The sequence below is a fragment of the Collinsella sp. CLA-ER-H2 genome (genome assembly GCF_040092405.1).
In the GTDB taxonomy this organism is placed as follows: Bacteria; Actinomycetota; Coriobacteriia; order Coriobacteriales; family Coriobacteriaceae; genus Collinsella.
The window spans coordinates 50,651-62,807 of record NZ_JBBNLO010000013.1; the positions used below are offsets into that span (position 1 = coordinate 50,651).

The window sequence follows — 12,157 nt, forward strand, 5'->3', positions numbered from 1 at the left end:
GCCGCGGTGGCCTAAAGGCCGTATAAATGTTTATCTAGCTGGGAAAACAGTGCATTAAAACATGGGCCGATTGCCTATAATCCCTTCGAACATTAAAGTTGGGAGGAAACCGGCTTATGGAACAAAAGGCCAAGGAGGCAGCCTCGCACGCTGCGATTCCTGTGAGCATCTCGGCGATGCTCGTCACGCTGGGCGTGGTGTACGGCGATATCGGCACCAGCCCTATGTATGTAACCAAGGCGCTCGTTGCCGGCAACGGCGGCATCGGAAGTGTGACGGAGGAGTTCGTGCTTGGCGCGCTCTCCCTTGTCGTGTGGACGGTCACGCTGCTGACCACCATCAAGTATGTGCTCATCTCGCTGCGCGCCGATAACCATGGCGAGGGCGGCATCTTTGCCCTGTACAGCCTGGTCAAGCGCTGCGGCAAGTGGCTTATCATCCCCGCCATGCTGGGTGGCGCCGCGCTGCTCGCCGACGGCATCCTGACGCCGGCCGTTACTGTTACCACGGCCATCGAGGGCCTGCGCACCATCCCGGCGGTCCATGCCGTGCTGGGCGATGACCAGGGCCGCGTCGTGGCCATCACGCTCGCCATCATCATCGCGCTCTTCTTGGTACAGCGCATCGGTACGGCCAAGATCGGTCACGCCTTTGGTCCCATCATGACGCTGTGGTTCCTGTTCTTGGGCGGCACGGGTCTGTTCTTTGTCTTCCAGCACCCCGCCGTGCTGCTGTGCCTCAACCCGGTGCGCGGCATCGCCTTTTTGCTAAGCCCCAACAACCACGCGGGCATCATGATTCTGGGCAGCTGCTTCCTCGCCACCACCGGTGCCGAGGCGCTCTACTCCGACATGGGCCACGTCGGCCGCGGCAACATCTACGCCACCTGGCCGTTCGTTAAGTGCTGCCTGCTGCTTTCCTATATGGGCCAGGGTGCTTGGCTTATCAACAACGCTGCCAACCCCGAGCTCATGGGCATTGCCGACCTCAACCCGTTCTACCAGATGCTCGCCCCGGGCCTGCGCCCGTTTGCCGTCGGCCTTTCCACCATCGCGGCCATCATCGCCTCGCAGGCGCTCATCACCGGCGCATTCTCGCTGGTGTCCGAGGCCAGCCGTCTGGACCTTATGCCGCACATGCAGGTCTTCTACCCTGCCGAGACCAAGGGCCAGCTCTACATCCCCATGGTCAACAACGTCATGCTCGTGGGCTGCGTCATCGTGGTGCTGCTGTTCCAGAACTCGGCGCATATGGAAGCCGCCTACGGCCTTGCCATTACGCTGACTATGATGTGCACCACGCTGCTGCTCTTCTTCTACCTGCACGAGGAGCGCAAGCTCAAGGTTGCTCCGTGGATCTTCGCGGCCTTCTTCCTTTTGCTCGAAGGCTTCTTCTTCGTGAGCTCGCTCACCAAGTTCTTCCACGGCGGCTACTTCACCATCCTCATGGCTGCACTCATCATGGGCATTATGGTGTGCTGGTACAACGGCACGGCGGTCGAGCAGCGCCAGTTTACGCTGCTGCCGCTGCGCAGCTACCTGCCGCAGCTCAAGCACCTGCGCGACGACGACCGTTACGAGCGCATGAGCGACAACGTCGTGTACCTGACCAAGGACACCCATACCGACTACATCGACCGCGATATTGTCTACTCGATCTTGGACAAGCATCCCAAGCGTGCCCACGCCTGGTGGTTTGTGAACGTCGAGACCATGGACGAACCGCATACCTTTGCCTATTCGGTCGAGACGTTCGGCACCGACTACGTGTTCCGCGTGCATCTGTACCTGGGCTACAAGATCAACCAGCGTGTCAATGCCTACCTGCGTCAGGTTGTTCAGGACCTGGCTGCCACCGGCGAGCTGCCGCCGCAGACGCATGACTACTCGGTCTACAAGGATCCGGGTAACATCGGCACGTTCAAGTTCGTCCTGATCCGTAAGCTTCTGGCGCCCGAAAGCGATGTGGAGCCCAGCGAGCGTACGGCCATCACGCTCAAGTACATCATCCGCCGCGCCGCCGGCACGCCCGCGCGTTGGTACGGCCTGGAGAACTCCAACGTGAGCTTTGAGTACGTGCCGCTGTTCACCAAGTTCAAGGCCGTGAATAAGATGCAGCGCCTGGCTCCCAACGAGCGGCCGTAGTCGACGCTCGAGGTTTGTCTGCGAACGGGCGGGTTTGTATTGACGGGGATTGAGTCCTGGGAGGAAACCATGGATGCAAAGGTGCTTGACGGTTGCGATCTTGCGACCGAGCTGGTGCGTGAGGTACGCGCCGATGCTGCCGAAGATCGGTTCTTTACGAATCGGGCCAACATGGATATGGCCGACCGCGTGATTTCGATCGTGGTGACGGTGCTTGTCGCGGCGTGCGTGTGCGCACTGCTCGCGCACGTGCTGTTTGTCTAACGACCGCAGGTTGCAAAGGCTTTACACTTGGAACCACCACAAGGGGAAACCACCACAAGGGTGCCTGTCCCCTTTGTGGTGGTTTTTGTTTTTGAGAGAGGGGCGGGACGCTGATGGACGTCCGTACGGACGGCGATATTGCCGATAGCTTTTGGTGGCGGCGCACAACGCTGACGCGCCGCACTCCTCTGTATGACGCCTGCGTATCGGTGGGGCTGCTGGTCGCGGCGACGATTGTGGGCGCGCTGCTCGACCATCCGGGTCTCGCGCCGAGCATCATGATCGTCTATGTGTTCGCCGTTCAGCTGTGCGCATTCTTTACCTGGAGTCGCCTGTATTGCTTGCTGAGCTCGGCTGCCGCCGTGGCGCTCTACAACTTTTTGTTTGTCGACCCGCGCTACTCGCTGTCGCTTATCGACCGCGGCTATCCCGGCATGTTCTTCATCATGTTCGTGGTTTCGCTTGTGTCGAGCTCGATTGCGTTGGCCCTGCGCCGCGCCTTGGCACAGGCTGCCGCCAGCGACCGCCGCACGCATATGGTGCTCGAGACCAACCGCATGCTGCAGCGGTGCGCCGATCAGCATCAGATCGTTCACGCCATGGCCACGCAGCTGGCGCGTCTTTCGGGCTGTCCGGTTGTGTGGTACAGCGCCGACGCCGAGGGCGATGACCTGCTGCCGCGTGCGACGTACACGGCCGTGGGCGATGCCGCCCCGGTGCACGAGCTGGCGCCGCAGATGCCGCCGAGGCTCTCGGCGTCCGCCTACGTGGGAACGCCGCTCGACGCCACGTTTGGCGGTTCGGCGTTTTATGGCATCTACCTGACGGTTCGCACGGGCGACGGCTTCGTGCGCTCGGGCGACCCCGCCTCGGTGGTGGGCGTGCTGGCTATCGTTGCCGAGCCCGATGTGCTAACACACGAGGAACGGACACTTGCCGATGCCATCGTGAGCGAAGGCGAGCTGGCACTCGATCGCGCTCGTGCCATGGAGGCCCGTGAGGAGGCGGCGGTGCTCGCCAAAAACGAGCAGCTGCGCGCCAACCTGCTGCGCTCCATCTCGCACGACCTGCGCACGCCGCTCACCAGTATTTCGGGTAATGCCGACGTGCTGCTCGACCAGGGCTCGACCGGCACCGCCGTGCTCGACGCCCAGACGCGCCGCGGCCTGCTCCTGTCTATTCGCTCGGATGCGCAATGGCTCAACGCCACTGTCGAGAATCTGCTCGCTATCACCAAGCTCGAGGGTGGCGGCATGCGCCTGTCGACCACGCTCGAGCTCATGGACGATATCGTCGAGGAGGCACTGCGCCACGTGAACCCTGCCGTGCGCGAGCACGACCTTAAGGTGGTGCCGTGCGACGAGCCGGCGCTCGTCAATGTCGACGCGCGCCTGATGGTGCAGCTGGTGGTCAATCTGGTGAACAACGCCGTCACCTATACGCCCGCAGGCTCGCATATCGTGATTTCGATTGGCGTCGACGATGGACGCGTAGCGTGCTCGGTGGCCGATGACGGCCCGGGCATTGCGCCCGAGGACCGCGAGCGGATCTTTGAGTCGTTCTACACCGCCAACCACGGTTTGGCCGACAGCCATCGCAGCGTGGGTCTGGGTCTTTCGCTCTGCCGCTCCATTGCGTTAGCGCATGGCGGTAGCATAGAGGTTGCCGCGGCGGATCCGCACGGCTCGGTCTTTACGATTGAGCTTCCCGTCGCTGACGTTTCGTTTGATAAGGAGTAGCGCTGTGCCGAACTCTGCCGTAAAACCGCTCATCTTGGTCGTTGAGGACGACCCCGCCGTTCGCAACTTAATCGTTGCCGCACTCGAGGCGCACGGCTTGCGCCATATGGCCGTGGAGACCGCCCATGCCGCCATCGCCGCCGCCTCATCGCAGGCACCGAGCATTGTGCTGCTCGATCTGGGCCTGCCCGATATGGACGGCGTCAAGGTGGTGGAGTCGGTGCGCGCATGGTCGGGCATGCCGATCATCGTGGTCTCGGCGCGCAGTGAGGATGCGGACAAGATTCGCGCGCTCGATGCCGGCGCCGACGACTACCTGACCAAGCCGTTTTCGGTCGAGGAGTTGCTCGCGCGCATTCGCACAACGCTCAGACGCCTTTCGTATGCGCAGATTGGCATGGGTGCGTCCGAGGGCTCGTTCGATGCCGGTGAGCTGCATATCGATTTTGATGCCGGTATCGCCACGATGGATGGCGAGGAGCTGCATCTGACGCCGATCGAGTACAAGCTCCTGTGCCTGCTGGCGCATAACGCCGACAAGGTGCTGACGCATCAGTTTATCCTGCACGAGATTTGGGGCACGGCAACTAAGAGCGACCTGGCGAGCCTGCGCGTCTTTATGGGCACGTTGCGCAAGAAGATCGAGTCCGACCCCGCGCACCCGCGCTATATCCAAACGCACGTGGGCATTGGCTACCGATTGGTCACCCAAGGTTAGATCGCCAACCACCATCCCAATATGAGTTGCGGTGAAATACGGTCTAAATTTGCCTCATTCCAGGCAAAACAGTCCGTATTCCACCGCAACTTTGTCTATTTGCCCTCGGGTTTGCTGGCGTAGAACTTCTTCTTTTTGGGCTTGCCGGCAGGAGAGGGTTTGCCGGCAAAGTTCGACTTGCCGTTGCCGGCCTGCGCGTGCGCGGGTACTGCCGCACGGGGCTTGCGGGCTTCGGGATTGCGCAGTTCCTCGGTTCGCTCTGCAATCTCCTCGGCGCTAAAGCCGACTTCGGCCATGGCGTCCTCGATGGGCAGGCGGCGCACGATATAGCAATGGTGCACCTTCTGGTTGCGTGCGAAGTCCTCGGGGATGGTCTGTGCCGTAATGTCCTCCAGCACCACGCCCGCGCGTGCGAGCTTGCGCGTCTCGGGACGGAAGCCACGCAGGTTGCAGCTAAAGATGGCATGTCCACCCTGTGCGAGCAGGCGCGATACGCCGGCCAAAAGCTCAACATGGTCGCGTTGGACATCCCAGGTACGGCGGCCCATCTTGGACGAGTTCGAGAACGTGGGCGGGTCGACAAAGATCAGGTCCCAGCGGTTGCGCGTCTGGCGTTGGTCGCGAATCCAGGCGAGCACGTCGTCGCGCACAAAATGATGCTGCGGTCCCACAAAGCCGTTTTGGCGCATGTTGCGCTCGGCCCAGTCCAGGTAGGTGTTGGAGAGGTCGACCGTCACGGTCTCCTCGACGCCGCCGTCCGCCGCGTAGCAGGTGGCGGTGCCGGTATAGGCAAACAGGTTGAGGAAGCGGCGCGCCTGCTTGGCGTGCTCACGCACCAGGTTGCGGGTGACGCGGTGATCCAGGAAGATGCCCACATCCAGATAGTCGTCAAAGTTGACGGCAAAGGTGAGGCCGCCCTCTTCGATGAGCGGCAGACGACGGCGTGCGATATTGGCGCGCTCGCCCGAGCCGCCCTTGCCGGCGCCCTGCTTGCCGTACTGCGAGCCGCCGCGCGAACGCATGCGGGCCTTGGCGTGCACGTGCTCGGCGGGAACATCCAGGATGCGTGGCGCGATGGCCAAGATGTCGAGCATACGGGCCTGGGCCAGTGCGGGGTCGATGGTCTTAGGCGCGGCGTATTCGGCGATGACGAGCCAGCGGCCCGGCGTCTGCGGGCAGCCCTCGTACAGATCGATGGCGGCGGAGTAGTCGGGTAGGTCGGCATCGTAGACGCGGTAGCAGCTTACGCCCTCGCGCTTGGCCCACTTGCGGCGCAGACGGGCATTCTTGCGCAGGCGGTTGGCGAACTGCTCGGACTCGGGGATGAGCACGGGCAGCGGCTTGCCGTCGCCCAGGTCGAGCATGGCGGCAGGCTCGGGCATGGCGGGGGCGGTGCTGCCTTCATCATTGGCATTGTCGGCATCTGCAGCCTCGCCCTCAGCATCCGCACTGGTCGAAGCCTCAAACGCCGCGGCGGCCTGGTCGAGCGAGGGCCAGACTTCGACGGTCGCCTCCTCGTTGTTGGGCATGACGGCGATCGAGCGCTCGGGCTCGGCGTGGAGCGCGCGGGCCAGCAATCCGTCGCGGGTGAGCGCGGCGACCGGCGCCGCGGCAAGCTCGGGCGCGCGGCGCAGCTCACTGACGAGCGTCATGGTGTCATGCATGAGCGAAAGCGGTGTCTCGGTCGTATCTGCGACCACGGCGGCATCGGCGACGGCGCCCGCATGGTCCAGCACGGTGGCGGACTTGGCGGCGCAAAAATCAACAAAGCGCTTGTAGCCGGCACATTTGACCATGCGCTCGGCGGTCTTGCGGGCGGCGGGGTCAACATCCACGGCCACGATGCGTACCTGGCGCTCGCGTGCTGCCGCCTCGCGCTCGCGTGCCTCGGCAAGCAGCTGCTCCCACAGAGCGGCGTCGTGCAGCTGCCAGCCCTCAAAGCCCCAGCGCTCGCGTGCGGCGCCCGGGGCGCGGTCGGTCAGAATGTTTACGGCTTCCAGCAACAGGCCGCCGCCGGCGCACGAGGCATCGATTAGCGTGGGAAGGGCTTCATTCTCGTAATCGTCGGCCGTCAGCTCGCGCTCGCACAGTGCGGTCCAGCCGACCTGCGCCAGCACCAGGGCGGCGTAGTCGGGGCGCAGCACGTGCGCGCCCTCGCCGGCACGGGTCGCCGCGGGCGGCAGGCGCTTGAACAGCGGGTCGCCCGAAAGATCCAGGCTGATGCTCGCGCGGCGCTGACGCAGCGAAAGCAGCAGGTGAACGTCGGGATCGGCGGCGTCGACATCGGCGCGACGGCCCGTGGTCTCGGCCAGACGGTCGCACAGCGCGTCCTTGGCGCGCAGGGCCGAGAAGCGCGTGTTGCGCAGCTGTTCGGTCACGCCGCGGGCGGTAATGGCGATGGTGGCGCCGGGGCGGACGATGTTCTCCCAGGCGATGTCGTAAACGCTATCGTACAGCTCGTCGGCATCTTGCGCCTCAAAGCGTCCGAGCACCGCAAACACGCGGCTGGCCAGGCGCGACCACAGGCATGCGCGATAGCCCCGCTCAAGCTCGCCCTCAAACGTGGCGCGGCCCTTTAGGCGGCGGACATGCGAAAGCCCGAGGCGTTTAAGCTCATCGGCGAGTGCGGACTCAAAGCCCTCGGGGCAGCTTGCGTAAAATTCCATGGGTGACCTCTCTGGTTGCGTCGCTCCATTATATGATGGATGCTTCGTTTGCCCTTATCCTCGAAAGGAACTCATATGATTGATGCGTGTCCCAAACCCGCTGTGCTCTTTTTTGACGTGGACGGCACGCTGACGTCGTTCGATCCCGACGATATGACCGATAAGGACTTTTCGGCGGTTCGCCCCTCGCAGGCGGTGATCGAGGCGTTTCATCGTCTGCGCGACGCAGGGCACAAGGCGTTTATCTGCACGGGTCGTCCCTTGTGGCTGATTGCCGATGGCCTGCGTGCTTTGGAGCCTGCGGGTGTCGTTGCCATGGCGGGCGCCACGCTCGAGGTCGAGGGTCGCGTGGTGCATGAGGACTGCTTTGACGAGGACGTTATCGAGGAGCTTGCGCGCCGTATGGCCGCGGCGGGGATTGAGGCCTTTTTCGAGACCAACGTGGCTACTTTTGCCCTGGAACCCGCGGGCGTTGAGCAGTCGTCTCTGATCGGCACTTCTGTGGTGCACAGCACCGAGGAAATGCGCGTCGACGATAGTCTGCACGTGGGCAAGGTATGCCTCAATGTGCCCAGTTTGGCTCGCGTAGCCAATGATGACGGCTTTATCGATCGCGAGTTTGAGCTGTGCAACACCGGTGGTCAGAATCGCGAGCTGAGTCCCAAGGGCATTGACAAGGGCGTGGGCGTGGCGCGAGCGCTGGCGTATCTGGGCCGCACTGGCAACGCGCGCACCTTTGGCTTTGGTGATTCGGGTAACGACCTGGGCATGCTCGCCGCTGTCGAGACGGCCGTGGCCATGGGCAACGCTATGCCCGAGGTCAAGGCGGTCGCCGACTACGTGACCGACGATGTCGCACACGACGGTACCGTCACAGCGATGCAGCATTTCGGCCTCATCTAATGAATCCCGCGTTCTGACGTTTGCTCAAACTGCGACTCTTCGCTTTTGCATGCTCAATCGATTTATCAATCCAAACACTGAGGTGTTTATACCGTTCGCCGAGAAGATAAAAAACCGCAGCTCACGCCTTGATAAACGTAGGTAAAGTGTTTAGCAGTTTAACGCCCATGTGCAAGCGAAAGGAATCAGGCAGATGGCAATCAAGGTGTTCGCTGACGGTGCAAACCTCGAGGGCATGCTCGACATGTACGAGAACGGCAACGTTCAGGGTTTCACGACCAACCCGTCCCTTATGAAGAAGGGCGGCGTGACGGATTACCGCGCGTTTGCCAAGGAGGTCCTGACCCACATCACCGATGTGTCCGTCTCGTTTGAGGTCTTTGCCGATGACGTCGAGACCATGGAGGTCGAGGCGCGCGAGATCGCTACCTGGGCCGAGAACGTCTACGTCAAGATTCCGTGCGTGACCACCAAGGGCGAGTCCACCGCCGAGCTGGTCCGCAAGCTTTCCGCCGACGGCATCAAGGTCAACGTCACTACTATCTTTACGCCTACGCAGGTCGATGAGATGGTCGAGGCCGTTGACACCGAGACGCCGTCCATCATCTCGCTCTTTGCCGGCCGCATCGCCGATACCGGCGTCGACCCCATTCCGTTTATGACGGAGTCGGTCAAGAAGGCCGCCGCCAAGCCCAACTGTGAGGTCCTGTGGGCGTCCACGCGCGAGCTCATCAACATTTACCAGGCCGAGGCCTGCGGTTGCCAGATCATCACGGTGCCCAACAGCATCCTGGCCAAGCGCAAGAACATCGGTCGCGACCCGTACGAGGTCTCGCTCGACACCGTGCGCGGCTTTGCCAAGGATATCGCCGCTTTGGGCTTCCATATCCTGCCGTAGCGCGAACACTGACTACGCCGCGGGCTGCTCGCCCCGGCTTTCCTTTCCCTATCGCTCACGCGCTTCGCGGGGGTCGCGCTAGGCAAAGGAAAGGCCGGGGCTGCCGGCACGAGCTTGCCAGCAAGTTGGCGCTTGGCTTCCATATCCTGCCGTGGGCAAAGGTACCCCCGCCTGCGCCGTGCAAAATTGAGAGTATTCAGCAAGGTAAAGGCTTTTACCAGTTGGGTGAGGCACGGAACGGCCCCCGTTTTGGCTCTGACGACGCTAAAACGGGGGCTGTTTTTTGCTTTTTCGCCTCTGAGGGGCATCCGGAACGGTGGAATTTGCAGAATACTCGCGATTTTGCACGTCACTACAGGGGGTACCCCTGCTTTGGCGGTTTACTTCCCCTGTACCATGGTGAGCGAGATCTTCTTGCGGTCGCGATCGATCTTTTCGACCCACACCTTGACCGTGTCACCGACGCGCACCACGTCGCTCGGGTGCTTGACAAAGCGGTTGGCCAGCTTGGAGATGTGTACGAGGCCGTCCTGGTGCACGCCCACGTCGACGAAGGCGCCAAAGTCCACAACGTTGCGCACCGTGCCCTTGAGTTCCATACCGGGCTCCAGGTCGTCGATGGAAAGCGCCGAGCGGCTAAAGACCACCTCGGGCGCGTCGTCACGCGGGTCGCGGCCGGGCTTCTTGAGCTCGTTGACGATGTCGATGAGCGTGAGGGTGCCGCAGTCCAGGTCGCTTGCCAGCGCCGAGATGCTGCCCAGACGGCGTTCAATGTCGGGCACGCCGCCACGGCTGAGCTCGCTGGCTTTAACGCCGGCGCGTTCAAGGACGGCCGTGGCTACCTCGTAGCTCTCGGGGTGGACGCTCGTCGCGTCGAGCGGGTTCTTACCGCCGCTGATGCGCAGGAAGCCCGCGGCGTTGAGATATGCCTTGGGCCCCAGCTTGGGGACCTTCTTAAGCTGGCGGCGATCGGTAAAGGCGCCGTTTTCCTCGCGGTAGGCCACGATGTTCTTGGCCACGCTCGGCGTAATGCCCGATACGTATCCCAGCAGGCTTGCGCTCGCGGTGTTGACGTCGACGCCCACGCGGTTAACGACGTCTTCCACCACGTGGCCCAGGGTGCGCGAAAGCTCGGCCTGGTCAAGGTCGTGCTGGTATTGGCCCACGCCGATGGACTGGGGCGGAATCTTGACGAGCTCTGCCAGCGGGTCCTGCAGGCGGCGGCCCAGGCTCATGGCGCCACGCACGGTGACGTCCAGGTCGGGGTATTCCTGGCTGGCGAGCTCGGAAGCCGAGTACACCGATGCGCCGGCCTCGTTGACGATGGTGTATCGCAAGTTGGGCGCCTGCTCGGCAATGAACTCCGAGACGACTTCCTCGGTCTCGCGGCTGGCGGTGCCGTTGCCGATGACGATGGTGTTGACGCTGTCCTTCTTGACGAGGCGGGCGAGCTCGCGCTTGGTGCCGGCGACGTCGTGGCGCGGCTTGGTGGGGTAGACCACGCCGTGGTCGAGCAGCTTGCCGGTCTCGTCCATGACGGCGACCTTGCAGCCGGTGCGGTAGCCCGGATCGAGCGCGAGCACGCGGGCGCCGCGCACGGGGCGTGCCGAGAGCAAGCCCTCAAGGTTCTTGGCAAAGACGTTGATGGCCTCGGTCTGGGCGCGAACGGTGAGTTTGGCGCGGGCCTCGCGCTCCAGCGAGGGGGCCATGAGGCGCTTGTAGCCGTCGGCGATAGCGGCGTCAAAGACGGGCGCGAACACGCCCTGGCGGCGGGGCCAGCGGCTGCCGAGGCGTGCCGTGGCGGCAGCGCCGTCGACGTTCACGCGTACGCGGAGCTTGCCCTCGCGCTCACCGCGGTCGATAGCCAGCACGCGGTGGTTGGGTATACGGCGCAGCGGCTCGTCAAAGTTGTAGTACGGCTCGTAGGGAGTCTTTTCGGCGGGGTCGGTGGCCTCGACGACGATATCGGCGGTGTTTTGCGTAAAAGCGCGCAGGTCGGCGACGTTCTCCGGGTCCTCGGCTACCGTCTCGGCCACGATGTCCGCCGCGCCGGCGAGCGCCTTCTCGGGCGTGTCGAAGCCGGCTTCCTCGTTGACGTAGTCCGCGGCGGCGTCGAGCGCGTTGCCCTTGGCCGAGGCCTGCATGATGATCATGTTGGCAAGCGGCTCCAGGCCTGCCTCGCGGGCCTTCTGTGCGCGGGTCATGCGCTTTTTGCGGTAGGGCTTGTAGAGGTCCTCGACACGCTGGAGCTGCGTGGCCTCGCGAATCTGCTGCTCGAGCTCGGGCGTGAGCTTGCCCTGGGCGTCGATGAGCAGAATGACGTCCTCTTTGCGCTGTTCAAGATTGCGCAGGTAGGACAGGCGCTCGTCGAGTGCGCGCAGGGCGACGTCGTCCATTCCGCCTGTGGCTTCCTTACGGTAGCGCGAAATAAAGGGGATGGTGTTGCCCTCGTCGATGAGCTTGACGGCCGCCTCGATGTTGGCGGCCTTAAGGTTGAGGTCGCGGGCGAGCTGGGCGATAAGATCCATGGGACTCCTTGCGTTTAAGGTGCGTTTGCAGCACAGGGCTACCAAGGATACCACCCGTTTCAAAAGACTGTTTTGGGCCCTCGCCACGAAAACGACCTATCTACTACGTTTGAACCGTATGGGTCGACCATCCCCCGGTTTTCAGAAAATACGCAAGCCGTCTACCTGCGCTGATAATTGTTCTCGGGGGAAGCGGGCACTGCGGGGCGCGGCAACGGCGCGCGATTTCCGCGTCGCAGCGCTACCCTGATGCTGAATGCCGGGACGATGACCCACTGACCTGCTGACGCCTCTTCG

General features: G+C 63.1%; 8 protein-coding genes. 6 read left to right on the forward strand and 2 right to left on the reverse strand.

The annotated features are described in order from the left end of the window. Nucleotides 1-116: 116 nt before the first annotated feature. From AAAX59_RS05295 to AAAX59_RS05310, 4 genes are all read left to right on the forward strand, one after another. Entirely contained in the window at nucleotides 117-2,144 is a 2,028-nt protein-coding gene (locus tag AAAX59_RS05295) for a KUP/HAK/KT family potassium transporter (protein ID WP_349071008.1), read from the forward strand. Nucleotides 2,145-2,213: 69 nt separating this feature from the next. Then, on the forward strand, nucleotides 2,214-2,408 hold the full coding sequence (locus AAAX59_RS05300) for a hypothetical protein (protein WP_006235656.1): 195 nt from the start codon (nucleotides 2,214-2,216) through the stop codon (nucleotides 2,406-2,408). A 113-nt stretch (nucleotides 2,409-2,521) separates the two neighbouring features. Further along, on the forward strand, nucleotides 2,522-4,147 hold the full coding sequence (locus AAAX59_RS05305; protein WP_349071009.1) for an ATP-binding protein: 1,626 nt from the start codon (nucleotides 2,522-2,524) through the stop codon (nucleotides 4,145-4,147). A gap of 4 nt (nucleotides 4,148-4,151) precedes the next feature. After that, a complete protein-coding gene (locus tag AAAX59_RS05310) occupies nucleotides 4,152-4,865 on the forward strand; it encodes a response regulator transcription factor (protein ID WP_349071010.1) in 714 nt (237 codons plus the stop codon). A gap of 95 nt (nucleotides 4,866-4,960) precedes the next feature. Here AAAX59_RS05310 and rlmKL read toward each other — a convergent pair whose 3' ends face one another. Then, complete coding sequence (rlmKL, locus tag AAAX59_RS05315) at nucleotides 4,961-7,531, reverse strand: bifunctional 23S rRNA (guanine(2069)-N(7))-methyltransferase RlmK/23S rRNA (guanine(2445)-N(2))-methyltransferase RlmL (protein WP_349071011.1); 2,571 nt, start codon at nucleotides 7,529-7,531, stop codon at nucleotides 4,961-4,963. A gap of 75 nt (nucleotides 7,532-7,606) precedes the next feature. Between rlmKL and AAAX59_RS05320 the strand changes: the two genes are divergently transcribed. Then, nucleotides 7,607-8,434, forward strand: coding sequence for an HAD-IIB family hydrolase (locus tag AAAX59_RS05320; RefSeq protein WP_215693935.1), 828 nt, complete (start codon nucleotides 7,607-7,609; stop codon nucleotides 8,432-8,434). 193 nt (nucleotides 8,435-8,627) lie between these two features. Next, nucleotides 8,628-9,332, forward strand: coding sequence for a transaldolase (locus tag AAAX59_RS05325; RefSeq protein WP_252200121.1), 705 nt, complete (start codon nucleotides 8,628-8,630; stop codon nucleotides 9,330-9,332). A gap of 380 nt (nucleotides 9,333-9,712) precedes the next feature. Here AAAX59_RS05325 and AAAX59_RS05330 read toward each other — a convergent pair whose 3' ends face one another. Next, entirely contained in the window at nucleotides 9,713-11,860 is a 2,148-nt protein-coding gene (locus AAAX59_RS05330; RefSeq protein WP_349071012.1) for a Tex family protein, read from the reverse strand. Nucleotides 11,861-12,157: the final 297 nt, after the last annotated feature.